A 24,726-nucleotide genomic window follows, 5' to 3' on the forward strand; every position below is an offset into this window, starting at 1 on the left:
CAAGAACCCTTGGTCAGGGTTTCCACAGGCCTCATAGATCAGACGATCCTCATCCTTTTTGTGACCCGCAAAAACTAGGCATTCAGATCGCGAGATCATCCGGTGACTTGCCTGCTTCCATCGCGGCCATGAACCAAGCGGGTCGCCGCCCTTTGCCGGTCCATGTCTGGGTCTTGTCGTCCGGATTGGCGTATTTGGGGCTACCGGGTTTCTTCGGCTTCTTCGCCATAATTTTCTTCGGCCTTTCCTTTGGGCGACTACCCGGCGCAATCTCTGCGAGCGAAAACTCATGTGCCTTGGCCGCTTTCTCTGCCGCCGCTAAGGCTTCTTTCATTTCTGTCTTGGAGACGCGCGTGAGCGCTTTGTCGATATCTGCGCTGAGCTTCTCGAGCTGCTTGCGCGTCATGGATTTGAGGTCAGGTTTCATATTGGTGTCCCTTGTGATTGCTAGCCGCACTACATCACATGCGCAAATCAGAGTGAACCACAAGAAGCGCGTACCGCGTGAACGCACTGCGGAGCACATCTGCCGCCTTTTTGGGACTGATGCATCAAGCGCCCAAGAGCCAGCTTCATAATCTGTAGGCTGAAAAAGTTGATAGATGACGGCGGTACCGGCTAATCATACTCTATGTTCGGATGGATCATCGTCTTTTTCACGGGTGCCGCTTTCTTCTTTTTGCGGAAGTTCCCACGGTCCCAGCTGCATACGCGACTGGGGTTTGGGAGTGTATTCATTGCAGGTTATCTCGGCGGAACGGAGATGTGGCTCGCAATATTCATCAAGGTGATCACGGATATGACCAGCCTTCTTTCATAATAACAAAACCATGATATCATAATACGAAGATCATTTGTGCACAGTGCTTTGGGGAGCCAAGATATGCCAAAAGAACTTGTTGTCGTGCCAGGCGCAGTTGCCAAGAGAACCATCACAACGGATGACGGTAATGAATTTCCCATTTACGCGCCAATTGAACATCTTGGCCCGGTTGCAGTAACCCTGTGGCCGAAAGAATGGGTCAATGTTCGTACACATTCCAGCGGTGTTCATCTCTGCGCACAGGAAGAGGCTCCCGAAAGCGACGGTGATTGGGAATCTGTCGTTTTTGGTTAGGGCAGAATGCCGTCGCTGGTATGGTGTCTAGGGCTACGGTAGCACAGGAAAGGTGAAAGGCGGCTTCGCCGAGGGCGATCCCACAGGATCGGAAAAGAGATCCAGCACATGTGCGTGGGTCACAACCTCAAATCAAAGGAAGCCAAAATGATCACCGGAACACTGAAACCAATCGCAAAATCACCAAACTTCAAGCTGAGCATCGCAACATTGCTCTTCGACATCGCTGACCTGCGGGTCATCCCCAACGCATACAAGAATGCCGACAACCACCCTGATTATCACATCGAGGCACGGACACCCCGCGGCAATGCCCTGCGTGTCGGTTCGATGTGGAAAGCCGTGGGCGTCAACTCGGGCAACGATTACTACGCCATCACCGTCACGGACCGCAACGGCAAGACATGGCGTATGAACGCTGTGCGCAACGACACAACGCCCAAAGGCGAATTCACAGTCGTTCCATTGGCTGGCGGCGAAACGACACCAATCATGGTTGGTGGCAACCTCGAGCTGACCGACGATGGCGCATTGGCAGGCATTATCGAAAGCTACGATTTCTCCATGAATGTCGTGCTGATCCCTGTCGAAGACAAGCAGGATGAAAAGCACCCCGACTTCCGCATGGAAGTGACATCTCCATCCGGTCATGTCATCCGCATCGGCTCGGCATGGAAGGCGGTATCCGACCGTGGCAACGATTATTTCTCGCTGTCCTTCTACGCACCCACAGGGTCACAGCACCGCGCAAACGCCGTTCAGGGCGAGGGCGCAGCAGCGGGGATGTTCAACATCATCAAATTGGCAGAGCAGCCAATGCAAGACGCGGCCTAAGCGTCGCTTAACACCGGGGTCCAGTTCCCTCCCTGTTAGGACCCCGAACCGAGGGCGTCATGCGAGAGCATGGCGCCCTTTTCCATTGGCACATCCATCACGACACCAAAGGAGACCCCAATGGGACATATCCCCGAACCACGCACATGTTTCAGTTTCATCAGTGATCCCAGCCACGGTTGGCTTTTGGTCACGCCCGGCGAATTGCGCGCTGTCGGTATCAGCGAAGAGGACATCACGCCCTATTCCTATCGTGACATCACGGGCGAAACGATCGCGCTGGAAGAAGATTGCGATGCCCACACATTTCTGCGTGCCTGGGAAGCGAAGATCGGAAAACCGGCCGAGATCGAAGACGCTGCTGAAGGCCTCAAGCATATCCGGAACTGGCCGCGTTTTGGAACGAAAGCGTGTGATGCAGTTGGGCAGGGGGCAGGCTCATGACCGATGCCCCCAAATTGACCACGGTGAGATTGCCCGCCAGAACGATGAATTCCGCCGCAGCTATGGCCAATCACGCCGCATCCGTGGCCGCATTATGATGACGCCGGGCATCGCGGATTTTGATGCGATCACAATGCAGCGTATCCAGTCCGAGATCGTGCTGTTCGACAATTTCTCAGCAGACAATGACCCATACGCCGAACATGATTTTGGTGCATTCACCATCAAAGTGGACGGCGAAGATACCATTATTTGGTTCAAGATTGATCTTTACGACCGGCAATATGCGGCGGGTTCCGAGAAGCCAGATGATCCAGCGCAAACGCGGCGGGTCATGACGATCCTGCTGCCCTCCGAATACTGATCAACGCCCTCACAAACAGCAACATGCGCGCGCCGCCTGCCGAAAACAGCGGGGCGCGTTTTCATTTCAAAGGAGACGACCAATGCATGAAGAGATCACAGCGACGGTACAGTTGATTTACAGCTGCCCTGCGGAGAAATCACTCTCGGCGCAGTCCGATCTTATCCACGATGATGTCGCCCGGCTGTTGGATGCGGACAGTACGACGGATGTGGCACTACAAGGGCTGACCATCCAACACGTCCAATCGGAAGCGATGACATATGGGAATGTGGAGCCGAGGTCCGATACCCGATGGCAATGTGACCAGATGAACGAGCTTTTGGCGCGCGCATACCCAGACGCCGAATGCACCGCAGACGCACTCATGTTTGCCCTCTGCGACCTGCGCCACTTGGCAGATCAGGAAAATCTGGCGTTCGGACTTTGGGACAACAGCGCCTACCGCATCTACGCCGCAGAGAGGGACGACGCAGCCCACGAAAAGAGAAAGACGGCTTCAGATGGTTCAGAAACGGATCAAGGAGAAAGATTATGAGCATCTGGATTGTCATTACCGACGACAGCAACGGGATCAGAGCACGCCCATTCACCACGGAAGCAGGAGCCGATGCCGCCGCACTGGCATGGTGTGCCGAAGATTGGAGCGGACCCGCGCCATGCCCAGACAGTTGGCGTGACGCCTATAAAGCGCTTGGGGATTTCGACGACGCCATCTGGATCGAAAAACACGCAATCGACGCCACAAACGCGCTTGCTGACCTGACAAAATCCGCAAAAGCCCAACTGGCCGACCTTTTGCACCAAGTCTACCAGATGCAAGGCATCTTCAACGATGAAGATGGCAGCATTCAGCGCGCGGTTGATGCTGCTGAAGCCTGGCCTGCATTGCCCGAAGTAGAGGAGAGTGCCGATGCCTGAGGTCATTGAAACCATCGTGTACACCTTTGACGAACTCTCACGCGCCGCCCGGGAAGCGGCCAGAGACTGGTATCGCCAGCTTGGCGCTCATCACGGATGGTGGCAGTCGGTCTATGAGGATTTCACAATGATCTGCAACTGTCTGGGCATCGCGCCTAAGACGCGCTCTGTGAATCTGCATGGCGGGGGAACGATGACCGAACCTTGCATTTGGTTTTCTGGTTTTTGCAATCTGGGCGATGGTGCATGTTTTGAAGGTACATGGCGTTACCGTCGCGGTGGTAATCTCGCAATCCGTGCCCATGCGCCGCAAGATGAAGCGCTTCATGAAATTGCCGATCGGCTGCAAGAGGTGCAACAGCGCAATTTCTATCAGCTTGTCGCCGATATCGGCCATGAAGGGCGGTATTGCCATGAATACGCAATGGTCATCACCGCAGAACGCGACAACACGCATTCTCAACCACCCACTGACGACGCAGAAGACGCGGTAACGTTCGCGATGCGCGACCTCGCCCGATGGCTCTACCAGCAGCTCCAAGCCGAATATGAGCACATCACGTCAGACACCGAGATCGCGGCCGCCATCATCGCCAATGAATACACGTTCGCCGTGAGCGGCCGCCGCTTCGGCTGACACCCATCACAATCAATCCCGACCGCCGCAGGCGTCGCGCATCAGCGTGACGCCTCTTTTGTCTCACCACATCGAAAGGAAAGATCATGAAGATCGACATCAAGGCTCATGTCACCGCCACAATCATCGCCCAGATCGAAGAGGGCACCCCGCCGTGGCGCAAGCCGTGGACAGGGGACACACCAGGGATTCCATTCCCGCGTCGGCACAACGGCGAGCAGTATCGCGGGATCAACATCCTGATGCTCTGGGCCACGGCCAGCATCCGAGGGTTTCAGTCATCCCGCTGGATGACCTTCCGCCAGGCGCTTGAACTGGGCGGCTGCGTCCGGAAAGGCGAGAAGGCGACACGCTCGGTTTACTACGGCACATATGAGCGTGACGCCGAAAACGCAGAGACCGGAGAAACCGAAACCCGGCAAAGCCGTTTCGCGAAGGTCAACAACGTCTTCAATGCTGATGGGGTGGATGCTCCCTCCCACAACGGCATCGCAATGTGCCAAACTGGACTTGATTGAAGCCAGTGAAATTGGAAAGGAGCACCCATGAAGGACGTTAGCATTTTGGCCATTGATCTCGCAAAGCACAGTTTTCAGGTTTGCGGAACCACCGCAGACGGCGAGATTCTGTTCAATCGGAAATATTCCCGCGCCAAGTTCGAGCAGTTTCTGACATCTCATCCGGCCTGCTTGGTCGCAATGGAGGCCTGTGCGACGAGCCACCACTGGGGCCGAACGGCTCGTGAGGCGGGCCACGAAGTGAAATTGATCCCGCCGGTCTACGTGAAGCCGTTTGTAAGGCGCGGAAAGAACGATGCAAACGACGCAGCGGCTATTGCCACGGCGGTCCGGCAGCCCGACATGCGCTTCGTGGCCGTGAAGAGCCAGGAACAACAGGCTCAGGCCATTCTCTTTCGCACGCACCAGTCGTTCACGCGTGCGCGGGCTCGGATGATGACCACGCTGCGCGGTCAACTCGCAGAGCACGGCGTCATCGTGCCAAAGGGCCATGCAGCGCTTCTCGCCTTCGAGGAAGAGCTTGAAAGAAGCCCCGAGCGTGTCCCGGATCTGGTGCTCGAGGCGGTCCGATTGTTCTATCATCAAATCCAGCAGCTCGGTCAGTCCATCAAGACGTTGGAGCGGCAGATGACCGAAATTGCCAAGAAGGACGAAGTTGCCCGTCGCATCCAGACCATGCCCGGTGTCGGGCCGATCAATGCAGCTGCGTTCCTGGCCTTCACGCCACCGATGGAGTCCTTCAAACGCGGCCGCGACTTTGCTGCGTGGCTTGGGTTGGTCCCGAAGCAGCTCTCGACAGGCGGGAAGACCCGACTGGGTCGGGTGAACAAGATGGGACAGTCGGACATGAGGCGGCTTCTTGTGAACGGCGCGACCGTCTGTATGCGATGGGCCGCAGCCAAAGGTGTTGATCCTGAAAGCTGGCTTGGCCGCCTGATGGCGAGAAAACCGTGGAAGGTCGCGGCGATCGCGCTGGCCAACAAGATGGCTCGGGCACTTTGGGCCATGGTCACAAAGAAAGAGGAATACGCTGGCGGCTTGGTCACCTATGCCTGACAAAGCCACCTGGTCGAGTTTGCCGAGGGCGTAACGCCTGAGGTGAAAGCAAGTAGTTCTGAGAGGATTATGGGCTAACTGATCATACGTTCAGCTTCGGGAAAACCATACTCTGGTCCAGGATCTTCGAGTCCGGAACGCTGATTTTGGAACCGAAGCCTCGAACACCATAACGGCCCGTGGCGGAAGGTGTCACATTGAGAGGCCTGACACACGAGCGATACCGATCACGATGTCAAAAATCCGAAACAGAGCAGACTTGCAAAACCGGGAGCATCCACACAAGATCAGATCGAGGGTCTGCCCGAGGATTACTACATCCGCCCGGAGCCACCCCGCGATCTGGGGACCCAGAGTGACCCGGCGCTTGATGCGTTCTTTGCCGCAACCGGTGCGGAGATCATCACCAGCGATGAGCCACGGGCCTACTTCCACCCGGTCAAGGATATTATCCACATGCCGCCTATTGCCACGTTCTTTGAAGCGTCCAGATACTATGGGGTGCTCGGCCATGAGACCGTGCACTGGGATTTCGGGCCGAAGCGTCTCGATACGCAGAAGGTCAACTGCAACAAGCGTGCGTACGCCTTCAACGAGTTGGTGGCCGAGATCGGCGCGTGCTTTCTTGGGGTGCAGTTGGGCGTACAGCCCGATTTTGATCAAAGTGCGGCCTACGTGAAAAGCTGGTTGCGCGCCCTGAAGGACGACAAGGATCTTATCTTCAAAGCCGCGGCTGAGGCGCAGAAAGCCGTCGATCACATCAACGCGGTTGTCAGCGGAGTCAGCAGCAAAAGAAGCGAAGCCGCCTAGCTCCCATCAATCACGATGCCCCAGAAGATCAAAGGCGTCTCCCGTCTTTGATGATCTGCAGCAAGGAGAATGGCGCTGAGGCATAGATGGCCATGATGGCTTTGGAAAGACATTGCGCGCCAGCAACCCCAGCCCGATTGATGCAACGCCGGTTTTGCATCGATCAGGGTGACGTAGATATCCAATCAGACAGATCGCATCCCTTTCGTTTTTTTGAAGATGCAAGATCCGGCCCCTGGACCAGATGCCGACACGCGGGTGCCTTCAAGCACAACTTTCCCCTGTGCGCTGCGCGCCCATTCCGCGCGAGACAAAGTTGCGCCTGACATCTGCCCACAAGCGGGGCCGTGGAAGATTTGCATCGAAAACGAAAGGAACACGATATGTCTAAAACATTCTACAACGTCACCACACCCGTCGAAGGCAGCGATGGCATCACACGCTTCAACCGGGTCGGGGTCGCTTTTCCAGCAAAGGAAGATTCCAAAGCCATCATGACCATCGAACTCTTCGCAACGCCAACCAGTGGCAAACTGGTCATCTTCCCACCTAAAGAACGCGATGGTGACCAGGAATAACCGTCGCTTTTCTAAGGGGAAGGCCAACCGCCTTCCCCATTTTACGACGACAATCACCGCAGCAAAGCATCAAAGCCGCGAAGTGCCTCTATGAGGCACCGGGAGCCGATCGGCCGCCCGAAGACCGCGTTGCGGTCTTAAAACCGGAGGTTTCGACAGGGGCAGGCGCCCATTTGCAGAGAAAAAGTTGCTTTTGTTCCCTATTTGTTCTATTCTCTCCGCATGATGGAGAGTGAGATGCAACATTCACATAGTCAAAGCTACGAACCGATGCAGTCAAATGACTATCACCAGCTGCCCGCGACCGAAAAGCAGCTGAAATATGCGAGGTTCCTGTCGCAGAAGACGGGCATTGTGCTGCCATGGGAAACACAGCAAGACCGCCGCAGCTTGTCCGATTGGATTGAAGCGCAAAAGTCCGTTCGCCCAAGCGTAGGCCAGTTTGACAACTATCCATCCTCAAAACAGGTCCAGTTTGCCGAGCGCATCGCCCGTTACAAGCGCAGCGAAGTGCCTCATGAGTGCTTTCGCGACAAAGGCCTCATGTCCAGGTGGATCGATTGCAATAAGTAAGTTTGGCTGGGGCGATCAGCTAAAGCTGACTGGGCTCTAGTTCGGCGGAGCCTCACCCGAGCCACAAGAGGTGTCTCGGCCCACAAGGGGTAACGATCCCTTCGCCGGGCGACGACTGCAAACTAGCTAAGTCATTGTATTTGTGGTACTGACAATGATGGAATTGTTTATCTCTCTAACGCAAGCGGTCGCAGATGCGGTGGTATCCGTCATTGCAATGGGGGGAGCCATCTTCGGATTGGTTCAATTAAAAAAACCCTAGTTTTACCACTTGGTAATATTATTTCAAATCGACCATGACCCAGTTATTCTAAGTGTTACTAGATAGGGCTATTTTGAGTAATATTATGTCTCTGACAACGGCTCGGAAAGAAGCCTTACGGCCAGACCATCCTCGGCTTCGCGTGTCGGAAGTCTGAAGATCGCTTTCGCGATCTCACACAGTCGTGTGGGTGTTGCGTTCGGTGTCCCGTCAGTCGATTGCGGCACGAGCAGTCTGACATACCGCCTGGCCGAGGACTACATTCCGTCAGCCATCATCTCTGCTACGCTACGATGAGGCCTTCCTCCATTCCGTCATCGGCGCAGCACGGCCCGTCAGCCTTTGCCTGCGCCGGTATCGCCTGCCTCACGTAATCCTCCTCCTACTGAATGTGGAACAATAGCCTCCGGCATGGCACCCAAACCGGCCCGCCTCAAGGATCCTGCGTATTTTCGGCGGGGCAGGGGCGTGTGGACCGGCAAGCTCCTTTCCGCGCGCTCGCGCCGGTTGGAATGACGTTCTCCGAAAATACTCCGGCCCAGCAGAGCTGGCGCCTGCGGCGTCCTTGACCCGAACCGCTTTGGACGAGGGTGGTCGGTATGTTCCGCATTCCGTGGAGCAGATGAGACATCCTAAGGAGAAAATGAGATGCTTGACCAAACAACAACATATGACGCGATTGAACTCTTTGGCCTGACCGAGAATGGCACAGACGATCTGATCATCCCCAATGATGACGAGCTCCGGGATCAAATCGTTCTGGAAACCTTCGAGACGTTGATCGGCGGGCTGCAGGGCACAGGGCTCGCGTCCGAGATTGAAGCCTTGGCACATGGTTTGGCCACATTGCTACAGCGCCGTGCAACGGCACTGGCGGGGCAAGCAGACAAGCACAAGCGCCAAATCCAAGGGTTGATTGAAGCCCAGGACGGCTCCGAGGTTGCCGAGATGGAACTGGAAAAGACAACCAGCCGGTTTGAGACCCTTTGGGAAAAAGCGGAAGCCTTGAAGATCATGGCTGAAAAAGCCGCACAGTGCTACGAGGTCGAGACCGGGACGGCATACACGCCCGTGACGGGCAGCCGCACCACAAAGGATGCGCAGGCGACGGGTGCGGTTTTCGAAGCGAAAGAGCTTCTGAACCGACACGACCGCGAGCAAGCCGATCGCAACACGGTCGAGGGACCAAAGATTGCGATCACCGGCGATGCAGAGGCCAAAGACTGCCGCGAAATCTACCGCATTTTGGATCAGACATTCGCCAAATACCCAGACATGGTTCTCTGTCACAAGGGTCACGGCAAAGGTGTGGAGCGCATTGCAGCCACATGGGCCCGCAACAACAAGGTCCGCCAGATCCTGTTCCGCCCGAACTGGCAGGGACATGGCAAAGCAGCCCCATTCAAAGCCAACGATGCGATCATCGCGGCAAGGCCAATCGGTGTCCTGATCTTCGGGGGCAATGGGGTCGCAATGAGCCTGGGTCAAAAAGCAGAAGCCAAGCGCATCAAGATCGGTCATTTCGAGGTCGCGTGAACAGAATATCGGATGGTCCTGTAGAGGGGCCGTCCATTTTTATGTGGCAAATCAACTGCAGTGTCAGTCGGCGATGTCATGGACGATGAATTCAGTGGAGAACCTTGCCAAGTGCAAGGATCGCGCATGTGAGCAAGACAGATCTGCCTCCGCTGACGCTCTCGCAATTCTGACGATGTTTGGTTGTCGCATCGCCGCCCTTTGGGCGACTGTGCTTGATTTCCGTCTATCGGGTGCCCGGCGATTTCCCTTAGCAGATTCAGTCTGGCTCCCAACCGCGCGGGGCGCGGTCCTCCTCTGCGTTCCGGCCCTGCGGGTGTCCGCCAGCTTGAATCAGCACGGGTCATCTTTCACCGGCCTCCCTCTGCGCCGGAAAAACGCGGGAAAGGGGGACAAGCGGCAAATGGCAGCGCAGAACAGGCCGTTTCCTTGGCCTGTTTGAAAGGGCCTTCCAAGCGGATGGCATCTGGCGTTGCATGACACGGCGCTAAGTAAGCGTCCACGTCCCACTCCTTGCGGGGGATGCGACAGCAAGAGCAAGTTAAGAGTAACGTTTCAACAACCGGCAGGCCCAAGGGGACTAAAATGAGCAAAATTGCAAAAACGGCACGGCGCGTTTGGAAATCGGCGCAGCTCTACATCGGGTTTCATACCGATCAGAATGGCAACGTCCGGGAACATCCCAAGGTTTGGCCACCAAAAAACGGCAAAGCCAGCATCCATCCCGATGAGGGTAAGCAAGAGGTGTTCCTGCAACTGGCTGCTGATGACAAGACACATGGCCGCGACGTACAGATCAAACTACGCCCGGATCAGATCGTCGTCCGGCGGGACGAGGGCTTTGCGTGGGAAGGCATCATTGTCCGCGAGGATGAGATCGCCGTCCGCGTCAATGGTGTTCGCATCCGCATCAAGCACGACGGGTCGATCAGCCACGAAGACGCAAGCGCAACAACCTACATCGAGGGTGACGGCGCAGTCCTGAAGAAAACTGAGTTTGTCGATGCACTGATGTCAGGCGATGGGGTGGAGTTGTCACGCCGGACGGACGACAGCATTGCGGCCATCACCGAAGATGGTGTGATCGCCAAAGCGCGCGATTGAGGCGACGATCCTTGACATCCACACGTAAAATACGTAAAATACATAGATTACGTTGATTACGCAATGGAGGACGCCATGCCAATCAAGATCGTAGACGAATTTCCCAAAACGGCCATGAACCGCAAGGCCACCGATGTATGGATGGCAGCATCGCGCGGCCCAGTCAGCTTGTCTGATCACGGCACATCGCGGTTTGTCCTGATGCCGCGCGATATGTTCGATGATCTCACATCGCGGGCCGATACCAGGATCGTGCGCGCTACGTCTGAAACACCAGACGACGAAGCGGACGCGTTGCTAAAGGTTCTGGACGAAGTGATCAGAAGCGATGACTGAGCCAAAGATCGGAGATGTCTGGCGCTATCCCTATCTGTGGAGGCGCGAAGCGTTAGACGGCGAAGAGACCGGACGTAAACCGAGGCCAACGGCACTCGCGGCTGTTGTGCCAGTCTCGCAGAAATCAACACGGCTCTACCTACTCCCCATCACCGGCACAGAACCGTTCGCCGATCAGAATGCACTGGAAATCCCGGCGACCGAAATCCGCCGGGCAGGGCTGAGTGAATACAAGCGGCTGTGGGTCATCATCGACGAGTACAACCGCGATGAACTGGAAACGAGTTTCTACTTTGAGTCACACGCCGGGATCGGATCATTCTCGAAGGCATTCGTGCAGGTCATGGCGGGACGTTTCGCAGAGGCCATCCGCGCCAGAAAGACCCAAGAGGTCAAGCGGACAGACTAGCGTACAGCGCGACCAGAGTTGCTGGAATGTCAGTAGCTTTGATCGCGCTGCACTTGTTGACTCAATGCGTCAATCTGGGGCGATCAGCTGAAGCTGACCGGGCTCTCGTTCCGCTGCGCTCCACCCGAGCCACCAGAGGTGTCTCGGCCCACAAGGGGTAACGATCCCTTCGCCGGGCGCTTTGTGCGTCGGTTGCGATCCAAAACAAATGTTGCAAGGCCTGACGGCCAGCCTTTCTCGGCTTCGCGTGTCGAAAGTCTGAAGATCGCGCCCGCGATCTCACACAGTCGTGTGGATGTTGCGATGGGTGGCCCGCCAGTCGATTGCGGCACGAGCAGTCTGATCTGCCGCTTGGCCGAAGACTGCATTCCGTCAGCCATCATCTGAGCAAGCTCAGATGAGGCGTTCCTCCACTCCGTCGTCGGCGCTGCGCAGCAGACCAGCCTTTGCCTGCGCCGGTATCGCCTGCCTCATGTAATCCTCCTCCTACGAAAAGCGGAAGCATAGCCTCCGGCATGGTACCCAAAGCGGCCCGCCTCAAGGATCCACGGTATTTTCGGCAAGGGCAGGGAGCGTGGCCAGGATCGCGCCAATCGGTGAGCGCGCGCGTGTTGAAATGTTGTTCTCCGAAAATACCGGGCCCAGCAGAGCTGGCGCCTGCGGCGTCCTTGACCCGAACCGCTTTGGACGAGGGTGGTCGGTATGTTCCGCATTCCGTGGAGCGGCTGAGACAAAGGACATGACACATGACAGAGACTATCACACTCAACGCGAGTACACCCGCATACTGGGGAGACGTGAAGCGCCGGACAACACTGCGCAACGCAGATGCCATCGTGAAACGCGATCTTGCAACACTGCGGCCAAGCCAGGTCTACGAACAGTGGGTGGCGGACAACCTGGACATCATCCGCGCGGCGGCAGTCACGGCCAAGGTCGCCGATTATCAGGCCTTCAAGGAAAAGTGGGCGCGGGAACTGTCCATGCCAGAAATCGCCGAGACGGGTGAACAAGACCTTGCGCGCTTCGCGGCAGATGCAGTGAAAGACGCTGCAGAGGCACTGTACGGATGACCATGGGAGAGACTGATATGACAGACGACACAAAGGCAGCACGTCGCGAATTCTGGTACACCCTGCAGGGCGACAACTTCCGCATCCTCAGGCTGCAAGAAAAACCGGCACGGTTCATCGACAAAGACGACGGTCACTCCGAGATCGATACGGCGGAATGGGACAGGCTCCCGTTCTGAGAGGCAAAGAGGGCAGGGCGGTCCAATGGGATCGGTCTGCCTTCTCAAATGAACCGTTTGGCAGTGTTGATAGCGTGGGAGGCGCGCGCGTCTTGGCCCCTTCCTTATTTTCATAGTCGCTTCGCTTCCTTGAAAATATAGTCAGGCCCCCCTACGCCGGGCGCGCCCCCATTCGCGCAAGCGCGAACTGATTGCATCAGACTGCGTGTCCACCGCGCGTGTGATCTCCCACCCGCTGGCCGCCTTGTTGGGCGGCTTTGCGCAGGCGGGGCGTTGCGTGCTGTAAGACGTCGCCTTGTTGGGCGGCCGTGTGGCGTTTGCGGGCCGGTCATCCGTCTTCTCGCCAGCAGGATTCGCCTACGCGATCCTTAGGCTGCGATACGGCTGACCTGCGGTGGGATACAGGCGCATCGGTGAAAGAGCAGGGGATGTTGATACGTTGGAGATCCTGGTCCGATGTGCCCAAAGCGTCGTGCAGCTCATCAGCCGTCAATCAGTCGCGCACTTCACTTAGCCGAAGCTGTCATGCCACCCAAGGGGGCTTTCGCGGCATAAGCTGCGCGCGCTTCGCGTGCTCGTTATTCCACGGTCCCCCTTGTGCGCCGCGCCATCTCCGTCACATGAGGATTGACGCGCGACCGATCCGACGGCTGACGAGCAAGCCAGACGAGGCGCACTGTGGCCGCTGTCCTGACAAAGAGGCCGCAAGCGGCCACGATCATTATTTGGCCCCCCGAGGGGGGCCGGTGCGCTCCCTCACCTCTGGCATCAAAGCAAGACCGAAAGTGAAGGCTGACAGGGATCAGGGGACGGGGAGGCCAACCAACCGCATGACGAACAGCAGTAGCGCACCAGCAGGAACCGAGACGACGGTGACGATGACCCAGAACATGCAGCGTTCCGCGTCACCTTTGATCATGTGAAAGAGCACACCGGTGAAGCACCACGCGCACCAGACATCGATGGCATCCAGCAACAGGTGGGCAGCATTTTGCGGTGTGATGACGGCTAGCACGTCAGATCGTTCACAGTTGCGGTGAGCATCAGGAAGACGATCACGGTCACACCGCCGATGAACAGGACAGCTTGAATCTTCTTGCCAAGAGGTCGACCCGTCGCACCCTCATAGCCAAGCAGCATCAGATGACCACCATCGAGGATCGGGACCGGCAAGAGGTTCAAAACACCAAGACCGAGCGAGATGATAGCAAGGAACAGAAGGAAGGTTTCAGGACCGAGCTGGATGGCTTGACCGGCAACCGAGGCGATCTGGATCGGGCCATCAAGATCGCAGCTATCGTTCTGGCCGGTCAGTGATCCGGCGAGACCCGTCACCAGATTGGTCAGCAGGTCCCACGAGCGGGAGACACCAGACTGCACCGCTTCACCAATCCCGGGGCGTTCAGTGGCGAGGGTGAAGAGGGGAAGTCCACCGACACCGACAAGCCAGCTGCCATCGGATTGGCGCGGAGCGATCTGAGCCGTCATCTCTGATCCGTTCCGATCATAGATGAAGGTCATGGGATCTCCATCGGACGCCGCCACGATCCGTTGAAGATCTGACCAAGCGTGGACAGGTTCGCCATCAATAGTCTTGAGCAAGTCGCCGGGCTGCAGGCCAGCATCAGCAGCAGCTGACCCGTCCGCAACATTGCCGATCAAAGGCAGGTCAGGGCGCGGTGCGATTTCGGCCCGGAGAACACCATCACGTTCGATCTGATAGACCACCTCGGAATTGGACGGCAGGCGGCTCAGGAGTGATCCCAGCGTGTCCTGCGATGTGATTTCCTCATTAGCGACGGCGACGAGTTGGTCACCAACGCGGAGGCCGGTCACATCTGATGAATGCGTCACATTCGCGACCGTCCAAGGGTAGGCGGTGACACCGGACATAAACGGAAGAACCGACAACGCGACGACTGTGAATATGACGTTCGCCAAAGGCCCAGCAATGGCGATGAAAGCCTGCGCAGTTTTGGACGCGGCCTTGAGGGACCCGGCAATGACGGGACCGTCAGCCACCGACGAAAGGGAGGCTGCATTCTCATCACCAATGAAGCGGACATAGCCACCGGCCGGGATGCGAGAGACCTGCCAGATGATCCCGTGACGGTCTGTCCGCGACCAGATCGGCTTGCCAAATCCGACGCTGAAAATCTCAGGTTTGACCCCCACCATTCGGGCCGTAAAAAAGTGACCCAGCTCATGGATCACAACGACGATCAGAAAGGTCAGAATGATCCCGAAAAAGACTGCAAGAATATCGATCAATTCGACGCCCTCCGAACTGGGAAAATTGCGACCATCGCCGAGCTGTATTCAGCGCGTGTAATCGTCGCGCGGTTACCGGCATATCCGTGGTAGTGAGACCGGCCATTCGCCAGCGGTAGACCAGCCCAGACTTTTGCCAGCTGGTCCATGAACCGATCACGGGTGATGCGTCCGTTGATGAAGTCGGAGTAAGTAAGCCTCTTCGACCAGGTAGCGGCCCATCATGTCTTGTGTCCGGCGGTCATAGAGCGTGCCGCCAGAGAGACCCAATGCGCGGACCACCCGATTGAATGTCGCGGGAATGATCTGGTTGCGACCGATAGCATGGGGTTGTCCAGGCGTGGCACGGACCCATGCGACAATCTCGGAGATGGTCATCTGACTGGGTCGCTTCGGCGGACGTATCGTCGCGCCATGATGCACACTGTCATATCCATGGACCGGACTTTCCGCTTGGCTGATCAGTGTCAGCAGTCGGTCCATCTGTGGACCTTGGCTTTGCTGGACAGCACGCACGAAAGGGACAACCCGGCGCGTTGCCTCATGCGCAGTGGAAGGCGAGGCCGCGGTCGCAGAAGCAGGCGAGAACCTGTCAGCTGATGACCAGCCAACACCGCTGGAAACAGGTGTCCAGCCTTCAGCCGAGAGAGGTGAGGCAAGGGCCGCAGTGATTACCACCAGCTGAGCGGCAGTCCCAAACCGTCGCGCGATTGTGTAAGCATCCGACCACCAGTTGCAAATGAATCGCAAGAGCAGAAGAGGTTTCGGCCCTTTGGACCGATCAGAAAGACACACCTGACGCAGCTGAAGCTGCAGGGGCGTTTCGCTCAATAAAATAAGGGGTTTTTGAGCAGAAAACGGTGCATTTATGTGGTACAGTCTATTTTTATTGTATGTTATCAGTGATTTAGGGTTTTGCGTGCCATTCTGTGCCACGGTTGTGGCACGGTGTGGCAGGCCATATGGCACGATATGGCACCGATTTGGGGGATTCTGAAAGGTCTGCAAGGTCATTTTATCGCTCCGTTCCTGCGCGTTCGTGTTGGGGTTTGGTAAGGACCGTCTCTTGTTCTGCGATTGTCAGTCGCTCCTCTTCAGCGCGACCAATGGCGTTTTGGACCTGAACCTGGCGGGACTTGTTCTGGTCCTGCACGAGCGACGAAAGGGCGGACATCTGTTTGCCCAGATCTTTTTCAATTTCCTGTAGACGGGTATGGAGGCGATCGCGTTCGTCGCCATCGCTAAGGTGACTGCCGACCATGGTGCTGATATGGATGAGCAGCTTTTCGAACTCGCGGGTGCGGTGGTCGAGCATGTCAGTGAGGTGTGTGACGGACGTGGAAGTTGATCCAAGAGCGGCGGAGAACGCGCTATTGATCTCTACCAAACGTGAAACAGTATCCGCATTTGAGACCGCTTGAGCTTCAAGATGAGCGACGCGATCAGTTGTCTGTAGCAGGCGTGCGATCTCAAGATCGAGCGCCGCAGGGGTTTGTTCTGGCTGTCGGTCAAGTAGGTCAGTCGCAACGGGACCGAGCTTGATACGGTATCCAGATTTCGTGTCACTAGGCATTGATGGGTCTCCTATCGAGAGCGTTCGTCACGCTGTTTTTGGTCTTGGTTCATGCTGGCGATCAGGCGATCAGCGAAGCTCATTTGAGCGTCCTTCGACTTGTCATCCTGGTCCTGATCTTTGGGCTCTTTTTCGGTGTGTTTCTCAGGCTGCTTTTTGTCGCGTTTTTCGACCTGAATATCGCGCTCGTTTTTGCCAGTTTCGTCTCGTTCTTTGTGGGGTGATTTAGCATCCGGTTTTGCTTCGTCGCGTTGGGCGGCTAGCGCCTCCAAAGCGTTCATGCGTTCGCCGGTTTGGTCAGCGATTGTGGCAGCAAGTTTGTCCACACGATCGGTCACCAAGTGGATCGTATCGCGCATCCGAGACAGCGAGACATAGAAGCTCTTCTGAGTGGTGAGTTGTTCAGCTGAAGACATCGCCAAGAGAACCCGATCCACGGTACTTCCCTGGAAGTCATGGGCCGTGGATGCGTAGGCCAACTGCATGCCTCGGGCGGCCAAGCTGTCCGTAGGAATAGGACGTTCATCACCGTCCTTCGTGACAATAGAGAACGAGTCTCTACTGACGGATTTGATGTGTCCTTCAGCTGAGTTGAAGATGCCATGTTCGCGGTCCGTGATCTTGAACTTGACCGCGTCACCAACATGGAAGTCCTGCTTGTCGGCCGAGAACACGGCGAGCTTTCGGGCATCCGAACTGCCATGCGCAAGACTGAGTGAGACGATGTCATTGTCGGGGGATTGAAGGGCCAGTTTTTGATCATCGCGAGAGACACTGGTCACCGTATAAAGAACGTTTGCCATCATCGGAGATTGGGACGAGGCGACAGGCGAAACTACGATATCACCAACCTTGTAACTCCCGACCTCTCTAGCTTCAGCCTGGCTGAAATTGCGGGGCAAAAGCGATGTGACTTTCACAGCGTCTTCGCCAATGAGGTTGGCACTGCGAAGCTGACCCTGGATCTGTTCATTTACATCCTTCCGCAGGGCGTTGGTGAGAACGATCAGGCCGGTGGCGGAGCGTTGTTCTGGCGTCATCGCCATGTAGGTATCAGCCATAGCAGTCGCGACTTGATCGCGAACGTCAGCCAGTTTACCGCCACCAACCTCTGTCAGTTGATTGACGCCAGCCATTGCCGTTTTGATGTCACCTGCGATGGCCGATAGGACGACAGAGCGGCCCTCATCAGTCCGTTGCCGTTGAATGTCAGTCATAGAAGCGGTTGGCATGCTTAAGCATCCTGAAGGGCGCGGAAGGCAGATCCGGCGCCAACGGCTTCCAGCTGCTTAACGTCACCGATGAGAACGACTTTGGCATAGCCTTGGGCAGACGCCATCTTGAGGACACGGTTCATTGAGTCTGACGACAGCATCGAGGCCTCATCAACCGCGAGAATGGTTTTGGATTTGTCACCCAGGTTGGCGCCGTTTTCGTGCCGCACAAGTGCGCTCTCTACCGTGGACGCGACGGGTAAGGCATCGTTGAGCGCTGTGACGGCTTTATGCGATGGGGCCAAGCCTTCAATCTCGTATCCACGCGCCTGCGCCATCCGAAGAGCAGTTTCCAGCATGTAAGTTTTGCCTGCCCCGGCGTAGCCTTGAACCGCAGTCAGATACGACGTTGACGAAAGCACCATGCCGGCGGCCTCTTTCTGGCCATCAGTGAGTGTTGTGCGATCTAGTTTTCGTGAAATAACAGCGTCAGATCTGCGTCGCGTAGCCCGTTCCATAGTGTTACGAAGATCAACAACATCACGCCGCATCCCGGCTCGCATCAGATCCTTGTTTTCCGTTTCCAGACGTATGTTCTCGACATCTGTGTAGAAACGGCCCTCTTTTAGATCGACAGGGTAGAGGATGCGATCTTTGACATATTCCTTCAGTTCTGATGCAGCAGCTCTTTGAGTCACGCCTGGCGCAAACTTCATAGCCGTCATCAGAAGATCCCGCTCCGAATAGACTGCCTCACGTTCAGAGTGATGAGCTATCGCAAAGTCGACGGCATCGCCTGCGGATTTCTCCCTCACGGTAGATGAGGGTTGCTCATGATTCGACGCATCACGAAGTGCTTGTTGAAGATCAACGTTGAGAGATTTAACTTCGGCGGACCATGCCGCGCGAAGTTCAGAGCGTTGAACCGGTTTCTTTGCCGATCGGGTTGCCAGCGCCGCGAGGGAGCTGGCGACAGCGGTGGGCTCGTAACTTTTGTCCTTGAGAGCTTGTTCGATCTCTTCGCGACGTTTTGAGAAGGTGTCGACGAGCTCTTGAGGAACGCCTTTGATATCGAAAAGGCCTTTATCTAAGGCTTTGGTTTCGTAACCAAGATCTTGCAGGTTCTCCGCCAGAGAAGACCGATAGATCTGACCCAGGAGCATCTTTCCGTTGTAGAGGGCTTCATTTGACAGGGATCGAAACGTGCCGGTGCTGTCTTTAACCATGTTCGCTATGACAGCATGAGTATGTAGCTGCGGATCGAGAGCGCGAGATGTGTCATGCTGGAAGAGGCCAGCAATGATCTTGCCGCCTTTTTCTGTTTGGATCTGTCCGTTCACGTATTTTCGTGTTTGAACAAGATTTGCCTCAGCATAGTCCAAGGCAACTTTGACAGCATCGGTGTGCGCTTTCAGAATTCGCGTATCGCCACCTACAAGGGCTGCAATAGAAACGGCCTTGGGTGCTGAAAAAGTGAGGTCTATTCCGGGTCTGTGTTCGCGCTCGCCATCACGGAACCGGCCTAACATCCTACCATCTGGTGTTTGGCCATCCAGAATGGCGGTGAAGCGGTCATCCGAGAAAGAGTCTGTCAGGCCAGCTTCTTCAGCAGCTTTGCCATAAAACTGTGATGATTTCTCGGCATCGTTGCTGCCTTCTAAATAGTAGCCTTCGGCTTTGTAGTATCCGCTGGACGCATGACCAGAGGATACGTTCGACATCGAAAGCATCGATCAAGCCCCCGATGGTGCGTCAGGTGACCAGCCACTCGGCAATGGCAATTTGGGTTGGGGCGTTTCCGCTGGGGGTGAGGCTTTGGGATCGACGGGGCCTGGTTCTGGTTCCGGGATAGGGTCTGCATCGGAAGAAGGTTCAGTGTGATTGAATAGGTTGATTTCAACAGGTGGCTGGTCGAATTCAGGGCCGTCGTAACGCGGCGGAATTGGTCCTTCCGTTCTTATAACGTCTTCGTAGACGCCATTGTCTGTCCCTGAAATATCATCTTCATCGCTCTTGGGACAAATGGGTGCGTTCCTCGCCAGCCCATCACCCAAAGCGACGACGGGATGGATGTTTTCAGGGTGGGTTCCAGCATTTAAGCAGCTCTTGAAATGATCAAAGTAGACTTTGTATGCGGCGCACGGCTCGGTCGCATCCGAGGGAAATTCGCTGGCGTCGCAGTGAAAGCGCCAACCACACCATTGATGAAAAGCCCGAACAATCTCGACAGTCTTTGCCGGATCTTCTTTCGGAGACTTGGCCTTTGGTTCAACATATTCCGCAAAACCAGACGCGCTACCCATGTAAGGCAAGAACCGCGGCTGTGTTTCATCCACAAAGACTTGTTTCATATCTACAACCGCAGTTGGAGAGTCGTAGGCGAATTTGACTGCGGCACGGTGTTGAGGAAGGCTTTGTATCTCCGCAGGTGTGATGATTGCGCGTTCGACACGTTGCTGGGTGAAGCCGACGCCATCACGTGCTTCGTGCGCACCGACGCTGATGTTTGTGTTCGACTCCCACTTGTCCTGGTTGCCTAGCATTTCTGAGCAGAGCTTTGCCGTGCGAAAGTCCGGGGTGTTGAAGACGATCCGGTTGTTAACGGTACCGGAAATGGTTTGAGCAGCTTCGCGGCCGTAGATATCTTCAAGCTGACTATAGACCTGATAACCGAGGACGAAAGCGCCACCAAACTGACGGATTTCAGCAAGTGAGCTGATCAGGAAGGGAAGACGGTTGAGGGTAGGGACCTCATCCATGAAGAAGTAACAGCGTGGCTCGCTTGCAGGCCCCATCCCCATCAAAGCGTTGGCAGAGATTTCGAGCATCGTGGAAATGATGTTGCGCGTTGCAGCCGCATGCTCAGCATCACCAGTTAGGAAAAGGAAAGACGGCTCATCTGATTTCATCCACTCTCGGATCGAAAAGGCCTCAGCATCGTCCCTGAGATATTCAAGAAAACGCAGTTCAGAAATCAGGTTTGCGCGAATACTTTGGGCCGTCTTGACAATGTCTTCGTTGAAAAAGTGGGAGCCAGGCGTTCCGGCAATGAGTTTCGCCAGAACCTCTGAGTCGAGATGCAGCAAGTGCTGGATAAGTGATTTTACGGTACGACGCTTTGTTTTGTACAATTCCCGCGCAGCGTAATCGAAGACGATGCGCGCCGCCTGTGACCAAAAGGGTCGCTTGCAGCGCCGCGATGTTCTGGGATCATGACTTCGCCAAGTTGGGTAAAAGACGCCGCATCGAGAACATCATCGAATGGGTTCCAGGATGATGAGCGATCATCAAACGGGTTGATGAGATAGTCTGTGCTTTCATCGTAGAAGCGAGAAACGAAGCCACCCATCCGATCATAGATAATGGCCTTCCCACCATTCTCTCGGATGATGGAAAGCATCTCAATCATGGCATTGGTTTTACCGACACCGACGGTACCATTCAGCATCGTCTGGGCTTCGACGGCGTCTGGGGGAAATGGAATGCCAGCAATCGTCAAGGGTTTGGCTGTTTTCCGTCCCTTGTGCTTTTTCTTGTATTTGCGCCATTTGAGAGCACTCCAGCCTTTGAGCTGAGAAGCAGAGACTAGGCGAGCGCCGCGAACGAATTCATCCTCCTGGATGCGGTTTCCTGTCTTTATAAAGATAAGCAAGGAAAGCAGCCCCAAGAGCACGGCAGGAATGCCTGCGAGCCTGGCCGAGCTATGGAAAGTATAAAAGAACCCGTCACGGATGCGTCGATATTCAGTGTTACGATAAATCTGCACGGCTGGAACGGTGATGGTGTCTCCTGTGAGGTCTTTGAAGGTGTAGAGCTGGTCGAAGCCGTTTTGTCCGACGACACCGCGTTCTGCCATTTCATAGTAGAAAGCGATGCGCATCTCGCTGGGGTTGTATGTGCGGGCAACCAAGTAAACGAAGCTACAGACGTAGATCAACGCGCCGACGACAGTCGCAAACCGGAGAACCTGCCATCCCATCCGCCACCAATGCTGTGCCGTTTGACCGCCACGGATGAGTGTTGAAGCTGAGCTTACTGTCTTGGCCATCATCAAATCCCCAAAAAATTGATGTATTTGTGGCTAGACTAGTCCATAAAAGTGTTAGAGAAAAGTTTTTACACTATTAAGGGATGAAAAAATGCGTGCTTTGGTTTTTGCAAGTGTATTGCTGGCCGGATCGCCACTTGCGGCGGAAGATGACTTTGATCAGCGGGTCATCGAGGCAATACTGAATAACCCAGAGGTAGTATTGCTCGCGATCCAAAGGTTGGAGGCTGAGCGAGAATTGGCAGCAACGGAAGTTGAAAGGCGTCAGATCGCGGAGGTAGCCGAGCAGCTGTTTGGGGACGACCCAGAGATCCGGCTTGTGGAGTTCTTTGACTACCGCTGTGGGTATTGTGCGCAAAGCGCGTCACAGATGCAGACCCTACCTCACGAAATGACAGACAGCGTTCGATTGATTGAATTTCCTATTTTGGGCGAGGCGTCAAATGATATCGCTAAGGTATCGATCGCCGTTCGGAACGTGGCTGGCGAAGAAGCATATCTACGCTTCCATTATGCGGTTTTTGACGCGGCAGGCCGGGTAGGTGACACAGCAAGCGCAGTTAGACTAGCAGCGAGCCTTGGATACGACGCCGAGGCCATTGCCGTTGAGGCGGAGTCCAACGATGTGGCTGCTGAGATCCTTCGAAACCAACGGCTTGCAGCAACCCTAGGGATCAGAGGCACACCAACGTTCGTTGGGCGGGATCAGATCTATGATGGCATGCTGAATCCCGAAGAGCTTGTGGAAATTCTCGACACAGAAAAGGACGAATCCTGATGAGACTTACAATTCTACTGATTTCCGCCGCGACATTGGCAGGTTGCATGAACACCCAACAGCCGACTGTCCAGTCATTGCCGACAGTCGGCCAACGAACAAGCGATGCATCTACACTTGCCCTCAGCTGCAACGAGCTGGCGACGAGGAGCAACAATATCACCGTCAGAGTAAGGGAGCTTGAGGCAGAACAGCAGCGTGCAGCACGCGCCAATGCGCTAACCGATGCCGTTGTTGGTGTTGGGCTTACAGCCGTTCTTGGAGCAGGCGCGCAGGGCGGCCTCAACGGTATACGAGCGGCGTCTGCCACCGCACAGGGAGTAGATGCAGTGCGTAGGGCAGAGCAGGGACAAGGGTCCATCGCAAATGTGACGGACTCCCTGGCGCTACTACAGCGCTCCGCGGAGTTGCAACGCGCATACGTCGAAAAGGGCTGCTAACGGTGTTGGGTCCATTTGAAGTGCCATCAGTGGAGCAGGTACTTGCGTCGGATCATGTATCCGACTGGCTGAAGAGATCTGTGGCGCAGTTGGTGGAGCAGGACCCGGCAACGGCCAAGCAGGAAGCGTTCTGGCTTTATATGATCATGAACCAAAGAGCGAAAGCGACGCTCTGACGTCCACCTCAACAACATGGGATCTAAAAAGATGGGGCCAAAGAAGGTACGCAAAAGACTGCCGGATAGGAGATTGACAGAAACTCGCAAGGTTGAGACAGACGTCGGCCAAACGGTGTACCTGTCAGTGGGATACGATCCGGACCAACCGGATGAACCAAGAGAGGTCTTCTATTCGTCAGGGTTCAAGTCCGGATCGATGCTTGAGTTTCAGGTGCAGGATTTTTGCGTGCTGTTTTCGCTTCTGCTGCAGTACGGGATGAAACCAAACGAGGTGGCGAAATCGCTGGCACGCAAGGAAAACCCTGACGGAACGCTGTCATTCGCGAGCATATCCGGGCTGATCGTGAATGAACTCTCGAAACCGCCAAAATGGGCTTGATACTATGAGAAAGCGAAGGCGGCATCGAAAAAACTACATCCCTTGGTTTAGGACGAGAGGGTGGGGGACAGTCTATTTGCTTCAGTCCCGATCAGAACCCGCTTTATTCAAGGTGGGGTTCACTCAACGAAAGACAGACACCCGTCGAAACGAACTAAAGGGCCTGGTTGATGGAGGTCTACGCATCGTGTTCACTGTATCGATGCCGCATGCATATGTGACGGAGCAAAGGACGCTGAAAGGACTAGCAGGTCGATGGTTCGGACGTCGCGACCGTCGAGGAACAGAATGGTTCATCTTGCGTCGGAGAGAAACCATAGAGGACATTGCGGCCAGGATCCTGCGAACTGCGAATGAGGTGCAATTCGAAGCACGTTTGAAGCTTTCTTGGGGCGGTAGTAGCAAGATCCGAACATTTGCGACAAAGCAGCTTTCATGACCACCTTTAAGGTCATCTTCGAGGACGGACGAGAAGAAGTCTTTTCTGACGAACATAGATCAGGCGTTCTCTACGGGATCACGCGGCTGGAACAGACACCAATCATATCGCTCCTCGGGATCAAAATGATATCGGCATCAAGTGGCGAAGTTCTCTGGCCAGCATCTGAGATCCTAAAACAACGTGCGATTCCTGACAGCTAGGCTGAACGTGGAAACTCAGGTCCAACTGCACGATCAATCCGCCAGGACATGTCGTGACGATTGCCGCATCGTTTGCAAACGAAATCGCTCGCGAAGCTCTCGATCGGCCGATGTTCATGATAGCGCTCCAAAAGAATGTGTGGCGCAACGTAGTACGACTTGTGACAGGCAGGGCAGGTGACGACCAGAACGTCACGCGCCGTAAGCTGTTTCAGGCGGATCGCAAACTTGAAGCCGAGGGTGACAGGTTCGTATGGCATACTGCCACGTTGCACACGTTCTATGTTTGTTCCAGTATTTTTTGACTTGGTCGTATGTTGAAAGTGAGTGGATGCTACTAGATGTCAGTCAGATAACTTTGACCTTTACTTCATCAACTGGCACAAATCGTCCGAATAGAATTCCATAATTTTTTGTTTCATTATCCGGCCATATTCTTTGTCTAACAGTT

At 55.4% G+C, this 24,726-nt stretch carries 35 protein-coding genes; 24 read left to right on the forward strand and 11 right to left on the reverse strand.

Features of this window, described 5'->3' with window-relative positions; all coding sequences use genetic code 11:
* Positions 1-82: 82 nt before the first annotated feature.
* Complete coding sequence (locus QTO30_RS20730) at positions 83-427, reverse strand: H-NS histone family protein (RefSeq protein ID WP_340426062.1); 345 nt, start codon at positions 425-427, stop codon at positions 83-85.
* A gap of 456 nt (positions 428-883) precedes the next feature.
* Here QTO30_RS20730 and QTO30_RS20735 point away from each other — a divergent pair, with 456 nt between their 5' ends.
* The 16 genes from QTO30_RS20735 (at position 884) to QTO30_RS20810 (ending at position 11,499) form a co-directional block, all read left to right on the forward strand.
* Positions 884-1,117 carry a hypothetical protein gene (locus QTO30_RS20735; protein ID WP_340426063.1) on the forward strand — a complete coding sequence of 78 codons (234 nt, stop codon included), beginning with the start codon at positions 884-886 and terminating at the stop codon, positions 1,115-1,117.
* A 147-nt stretch (positions 1,118-1,264) separates the two neighbouring features.
* Positions 1,265-1,951 (forward strand): DUF736 family protein, encoded by a 687-nt coding sequence (locus QTO30_RS20740; RefSeq protein ID WP_340426064.1) that lies wholly within the window; start codon positions 1,265-1,267, stop codon positions 1,949-1,951.
* A gap of 120 nt (positions 1,952-2,071) precedes the next feature.
* Complete coding sequence (locus QTO30_RS20745) at positions 2,072-2,395, forward strand: hypothetical protein (protein ID WP_340426065.1); 324 nt, start codon at positions 2,072-2,074, stop codon at positions 2,393-2,395.
* Entirely contained in the window at positions 2,367-2,759 is a 393-nt protein-coding gene (locus QTO30_RS20750) for a DUF3768 domain-containing protein (protein WP_340426066.1), read from the forward strand. The genes QTO30_RS20745 and QTO30_RS20750 overlap by 29 nt, the downstream gene beginning before the upstream one ends.
* Positions 2,760-2,841: 82 nt before the next feature.
* Positions 2,842-3,297 (forward strand): hypothetical protein, encoded by a 456-nt coding sequence (locus QTO30_RS20755; RefSeq protein ID WP_340426067.1) that lies wholly within the window; start codon positions 2,842-2,844, stop codon positions 3,295-3,297.
* Complete coding sequence (locus QTO30_RS20760; protein WP_340426068.1) at positions 3,294-3,680, forward strand: hypothetical protein; 387 nt, start codon at positions 3,294-3,296, stop codon at positions 3,678-3,680. Before QTO30_RS20755 ends, QTO30_RS20760 begins: the two co-directional genes overlap by 4 nt.
* A complete protein-coding gene (locus QTO30_RS20765) occupies positions 3,673-4,317 on the forward strand; it encodes an antitoxin of toxin-antitoxin stability system (protein WP_340426069.1) in 645 nt (214 codons plus the stop codon). Before QTO30_RS20760 ends, QTO30_RS20765 begins: the two co-directional genes overlap by 8 nt.
* An 86-nt stretch (positions 4,318-4,403) precedes the next feature.
* Positions 4,404-4,835, forward strand: a complete 432-nt coding sequence (locus QTO30_RS20770; protein ID WP_340426070.1) for an ArdC family protein — start codon at positions 4,404-4,406, stop codon at positions 4,833-4,835.
* Positions 4,836-4,862: 27 nt separating this feature from the next.
* Positions 4,863-5,891, forward strand: a complete 1,029-nt coding sequence (locus QTO30_RS20775; RefSeq protein WP_340426071.1) for an IS110 family transposase — start codon at positions 4,863-4,865, stop codon at positions 5,889-5,891.
* A 342-nt stretch (positions 5,892-6,233) separates the two neighbouring features.
* On the forward strand, positions 6,234-6,701 hold the full coding sequence (locus QTO30_RS20780; protein ID WP_340426170.1) for a zincin-like metallopeptidase domain-containing protein: 468 nt from the start codon (positions 6,234-6,236) through the stop codon (positions 6,699-6,701).
* 383 nt (positions 6,702-7,084) lie between these two features.
* Positions 7,085-7,279 carry a hypothetical protein gene (locus QTO30_RS20785; protein ID WP_340426072.1) on the forward strand — a complete coding sequence of 65 codons (195 nt, stop codon included), beginning with the start codon at positions 7,085-7,087 and terminating at the stop codon, positions 7,277-7,279.
* Between the two features lie 270 nt (positions 7,280-7,549).
* Positions 7,550-7,852, forward strand: coding sequence for a hypothetical protein (locus QTO30_RS20790; RefSeq protein WP_340426171.1), 303 nt, complete (start codon positions 7,550-7,552; stop codon positions 7,850-7,852).
* Between the two features lie 910 nt (positions 7,853-8,762).
* Positions 8,763-9,650: a DUF2493 domain-containing protein gene (locus QTO30_RS20795; protein WP_340426073.1), complete on the forward strand. Its 888-nt coding sequence runs from the start codon at positions 8,763-8,765 to the stop codon at positions 9,648-9,650.
* Between the two features lie 585 nt (positions 9,651-10,235).
* Complete coding sequence (locus QTO30_RS20800) at positions 10,236-10,754, forward strand: hypothetical protein (RefSeq protein ID WP_340426074.1); 519 nt, start codon at positions 10,236-10,238, stop codon at positions 10,752-10,754.
* A gap of 75 nt (positions 10,755-10,829) precedes the next feature.
* Positions 10,830-11,090, forward strand: coding sequence for a type II toxin-antitoxin system prevent-host-death family antitoxin (locus QTO30_RS20805; RefSeq protein ID WP_340426075.1), 261 nt, complete (start codon positions 10,830-10,832; stop codon positions 11,088-11,090).
* The gene (locus QTO30_RS20810) at positions 11,083-11,499 is read left to right on the forward strand and encodes a hypothetical protein (RefSeq protein WP_340426076.1); all 417 of its coding nucleotides are present in this window, start codon (positions 11,083-11,085) and stop codon (positions 11,497-11,499) included. The genes QTO30_RS20805 and QTO30_RS20810 overlap by 8 nt, the downstream gene beginning before the upstream one ends.
* Before the next feature lie 83 nt (positions 11,500-11,582).
* Here QTO30_RS20810 and QTO30_RS20815 read toward each other — a convergent pair whose 3' ends face one another.
* Positions 11,583-11,882 (reverse strand): hypothetical protein, encoded by a 300-nt coding sequence (locus QTO30_RS20815; protein ID WP_340426077.1) that lies wholly within the window; start codon positions 11,880-11,882, stop codon positions 11,583-11,585.
* A 363-nt stretch (positions 11,883-12,245) separates the two neighbouring features.
* Between QTO30_RS20815 and QTO30_RS20820 the strand changes: the two genes are divergently transcribed.
* Entirely contained in the window at positions 12,246-12,572 is a 327-nt protein-coding gene (locus QTO30_RS20820) for a hypothetical protein (RefSeq protein ID WP_340426078.1), read from the forward strand.
* Between the two features lie 17 nt (positions 12,573-12,589).
* A complete protein-coding gene (locus QTO30_RS20825) occupies positions 12,590-12,751 on the forward strand; it encodes a hypothetical protein (protein WP_340426079.1) in 162 nt (53 codons plus the stop codon).
* 802 nt (positions 12,752-13,553) lie between these two features.
* Here QTO30_RS20825 and QTO30_RS20830 read toward each other — a convergent pair.
* The 8 genes from QTO30_RS20830 to QTO30_RS20865 form a co-directional block, all read right to left on the reverse strand.
* Positions 13,554-13,766, reverse strand: coding sequence for a hypothetical protein (locus QTO30_RS20830; protein ID WP_340426080.1), 213 nt, complete (start codon positions 13,764-13,766; stop codon positions 13,554-13,556).
* Entirely contained in the window at positions 13,760-15,022 is a 1,263-nt protein-coding gene (gene rseP / locus QTO30_RS20835; protein WP_340426081.1) for an RIP metalloprotease RseP, read from the reverse strand. The genes QTO30_RS20830 and rseP overlap by 7 nt, the downstream gene beginning before the upstream one ends.
* 156 nt (positions 15,023-15,178) lie before the next feature.
* Positions 15,179-15,505, reverse strand: coding sequence for a hypothetical protein (locus QTO30_RS20840; RefSeq protein WP_340426082.1), 327 nt, complete (start codon positions 15,503-15,505; stop codon positions 15,179-15,181).
* A 532-nt stretch (positions 15,506-16,037) separates the two neighbouring features.
* Entirely contained in the window at positions 16,038-16,595 is a 558-nt protein-coding gene (locus tag QTO30_RS20845) for a hypothetical protein (protein WP_340426083.1), read from the reverse strand.
* Between the two features lie 11 nt (positions 16,596-16,606).
* Positions 16,607-17,827 carry a hypothetical protein gene (locus QTO30_RS20850; protein WP_340426084.1) on the reverse strand — a complete coding sequence of 407 codons (1,221 nt, stop codon included), beginning with the start codon at positions 17,825-17,827 and terminating at the stop codon, positions 16,607-16,609.
* A 2-nt stretch (positions 17,828-17,829) separates the two neighbouring features.
* The gene (gene mobF, locus QTO30_RS20855; protein WP_340426085.1) at positions 17,830-19,539 is read right to left on the reverse strand and encodes a MobF family relaxase; all 1,710 of its coding nucleotides are present in this window, start codon (positions 19,537-19,539) and stop codon (positions 17,830-17,832) included.
* 3 nt (positions 19,540-19,542) lie between these two features.
* A complete protein-coding gene (locus tag QTO30_RS20860; protein ID WP_340426086.1) occupies positions 19,543-20,940 on the reverse strand; it encodes a type IV secretion system DNA-binding domain-containing protein in 1,398 nt (465 codons plus the stop codon).
* Positions 20,913-21,860 (reverse strand): type IV secretion system DNA-binding domain-containing protein, encoded by a 948-nt coding sequence (locus QTO30_RS20865; protein ID WP_340426087.1) that lies wholly within the window; start codon positions 21,858-21,860, stop codon positions 20,913-20,915. The genes QTO30_RS20860 and QTO30_RS20865 overlap by 28 nt, the downstream gene beginning before the upstream one ends.
* An 88-nt stretch (positions 21,861-21,948) precedes the next feature.
* Here QTO30_RS20865 and QTO30_RS20870 point away from each other — a divergent pair, with 88 nt between their 5' ends.
* The 6 genes from QTO30_RS20870 (at position 21,949) to QTO30_RS20890 (ending at position 24,275) form a co-directional block, all read left to right on the forward strand.
* Positions 21,949-22,635 carry a DsbA family protein gene (locus tag QTO30_RS20870; RefSeq protein WP_340426088.1) on the forward strand — a complete coding sequence of 229 codons (687 nt, stop codon included), beginning with the start codon at positions 21,949-21,951 and terminating at the stop codon, positions 22,633-22,635.
* Positions 22,635-23,075, forward strand: coding sequence for a hypothetical protein (locus tag QTO30_RS20875; RefSeq protein ID WP_340426089.1), 441 nt, complete (start codon positions 22,635-22,637; stop codon positions 23,073-23,075). The genes QTO30_RS20870 and QTO30_RS20875 overlap by 1 nt, the downstream gene beginning before the upstream one ends.
* A gap of 2 nt (positions 23,076-23,077) precedes the next feature.
* Positions 23,078-23,251: a hypothetical protein gene (locus QTO30_RS20880; RefSeq protein WP_340426090.1), complete on the forward strand. Its 174-nt coding sequence runs from the start codon at positions 23,078-23,080 to the stop codon at positions 23,249-23,251.
* A gap of 73 nt (positions 23,252-23,324) precedes the next feature.
* Positions 23,325-23,633 carry a TSCPD domain-containing protein gene (locus QTO30_RS20885; RefSeq protein ID WP_340426091.1) on the forward strand — a complete coding sequence of 103 codons (309 nt, stop codon included), beginning with the start codon at positions 23,325-23,327 and terminating at the stop codon, positions 23,631-23,633.
* A 4-nt stretch (positions 23,634-23,637) separates the two neighbouring features.
* A complete protein-coding gene (locus QTO30_RS22180) occupies positions 23,638-24,072 on the forward strand; it encodes a GIY-YIG nuclease family protein (protein ID WP_445327200.1) in 435 nt (144 codons plus the stop codon).
* A complete protein-coding gene (locus QTO30_RS20890; protein ID WP_340426092.1) occupies positions 24,069-24,275 on the forward strand; it encodes a hypothetical protein in 207 nt (68 codons plus the stop codon). Before QTO30_RS22180 ends, QTO30_RS20890 begins: the two co-directional genes overlap by 4 nt.
* Here QTO30_RS20890 and QTO30_RS20895 read toward each other — a convergent pair.
* Positions 24,272-24,535, reverse strand: a complete 264-nt coding sequence (locus tag QTO30_RS20895) for a hypothetical protein (RefSeq protein ID WP_340426093.1) — start codon at positions 24,533-24,535, stop codon at positions 24,272-24,274. The genes QTO30_RS20890 and QTO30_RS20895 overlap by 4 nt on opposite strands.
* Positions 24,536-24,726: the final 191 nt, after the last annotated feature.

It is taken from the genome of Yoonia sp. GPGPB17, from assembly GCF_037892195.1.
Taxonomy (GTDB): domain Bacteria; phylum Pseudomonadota; class Alphaproteobacteria; order Rhodobacterales; family Rhodobacteraceae; genus Yoonia.

Coding starts and splice junctions, on each gene's coding strand:
- QTO30_RS20730 (WP_340426062.1), bottom strand. CDS start 427: ATGAAACCTGACCTCAAATCCATGACGCGCAAGCAGCTCGAGAAGCTC.
- QTO30_RS20735 (WP_340426063.1), top strand. CDS start 884: ATGCCAAAAGAACTTGTTGTCGTGCCAGGCGCAGTTGCCAAGAGAACC.
- QTO30_RS20740 (WP_340426064.1), top strand. CDS start 1,265: ATGATCACCGGAACACTGAAACCAATCGCAAAATCACCAAACTTCAAG.
- QTO30_RS20745 (WP_340426065.1), top strand. CDS start 2,072: ATGGGACATATCCCCGAACCACGCACATGTTTCAGTTTCATCAGTGAT.
- QTO30_RS20750 (WP_340426066.1), top strand. CDS start 2,367: ATGCAGTTGGGCAGGGGGCAGGCTCATGACCGATGCCCCCAAATTGAC.
- QTO30_RS20755 (WP_340426067.1), top strand. CDS start 2,842: ATGCATGAAGAGATCACAGCGACGGTACAGTTGATTTACAGCTGCCCT.
- QTO30_RS20760 (WP_340426068.1), top strand. CDS start 3,294: ATGAGCATCTGGATTGTCATTACCGACGACAGCAACGGGATCAGAGCA.
- QTO30_RS20765 (WP_340426069.1), top strand. CDS start 3,673: ATGCCTGAGGTCATTGAAACCATCGTGTACACCTTTGACGAACTCTCA.
- QTO30_RS20770 (WP_340426070.1), top strand. CDS start 4,404: ATGAAGATCGACATCAAGGCTCATGTCACCGCCACAATCATCGCCCAG.
- QTO30_RS20775 (WP_340426071.1), top strand. CDS start 4,863: ATGAAGGACGTTAGCATTTTGGCCATTGATCTCGCAAAGCACAGTTTT.
- QTO30_RS20785 (WP_340426072.1), top strand. CDS start 7,085: ATGTCTAAAACATTCTACAACGTCACCACACCCGTCGAAGGCAGCGAT.
- QTO30_RS20790 (WP_340426171.1), top strand. CDS start 7,550: ATGCAGTCAAATGACTATCACCAGCTGCCCGCGACCGAAAAGCAGCTG.
- QTO30_RS20795 (WP_340426073.1), top strand. CDS start 8,763: ATGCTTGACCAAACAACAACATATGACGCGATTGAACTCTTTGGCCTG.
- QTO30_RS20800 (WP_340426074.1), top strand. CDS start 10,236: ATGAGCAAAATTGCAAAAACGGCACGGCGCGTTTGGAAATCGGCGCAG.
- QTO30_RS20805 (WP_340426075.1), top strand. CDS start 10,830: ATGCCAATCAAGATCGTAGACGAATTTCCCAAAACGGCCATGAACCGC.
- QTO30_RS20810 (WP_340426076.1), top strand. CDS start 11,083: ATGACTGAGCCAAAGATCGGAGATGTCTGGCGCTATCCCTATCTGTGG.
- QTO30_RS20815 (WP_340426077.1), bottom strand. CDS start 11,882: ATGATGGCTGACGGAATGCAGTCTTCGGCCAAGCGGCAGATCAGACTG.
- QTO30_RS20820 (WP_340426078.1), top strand. CDS start 12,246: ATGACAGAGACTATCACACTCAACGCGAGTACACCCGCATACTGGGGA.
- QTO30_RS20825 (WP_340426079.1), top strand. CDS start 12,590: ATGACAGACGACACAAAGGCAGCACGTCGCGAATTCTGGTACACCCTG.
- QTO30_RS20840 (WP_340426082.1), bottom strand. CDS start 15,505: ATGGACCGACTGCTGACACTGATCAGCCAAGCGGAAAGTCCGGTCCAT.
- QTO30_RS20845 (WP_340426083.1), bottom strand. CDS start 16,595: ATGCCTAGTGACACGAAATCTGGATACCGTATCAAGCTCGGTCCCGTT.
- QTO30_RS20850 (WP_340426084.1), bottom strand. CDS start 17,827: ATGCCAACCGCTTCTATGACTGACATTCAACGGCAACGGACTGATGAG.
- mobF (WP_340426085.1), bottom strand. CDS start 19,539: ATGCTTTCGATGTCGAACGTATCCTCTGGTCATGCGTCCAGCGGATAC.
- QTO30_RS20865 (WP_340426087.1), bottom strand. CDS start 21,860: ATGATGGCCAAGACAGTAAGCTCAGCTTCAACACTCATCCGTGGCGGT.
- QTO30_RS20870 (WP_340426088.1), top strand. CDS start 21,949: ATGCGTGCTTTGGTTTTTGCAAGTGTATTGCTGGCCGGATCGCCACTT.
- QTO30_RS20875 (WP_340426089.1), top strand. CDS start 22,635: ATGAGACTTACAATTCTACTGATTTCCGCCGCGACATTGGCAGGTTGC.
- QTO30_RS22180 (WP_445327200.1), top strand. CDS start 23,638: ATGAGAAAGCGAAGGCGGCATCGAAAAAACTACATCCCTTGGTTTAGG.
- QTO30_RS20890 (WP_340426092.1), top strand. CDS start 24,069: ATGACCACCTTTAAGGTCATCTTCGAGGACGGACGAGAAGAAGTCTTT.
- QTO30_RS20895 (WP_340426093.1), bottom strand. CDS start 24,535: ATGCCATACGAACCTGTCACCCTCGGCTTCAAGTTTGCGATCCGCCTG.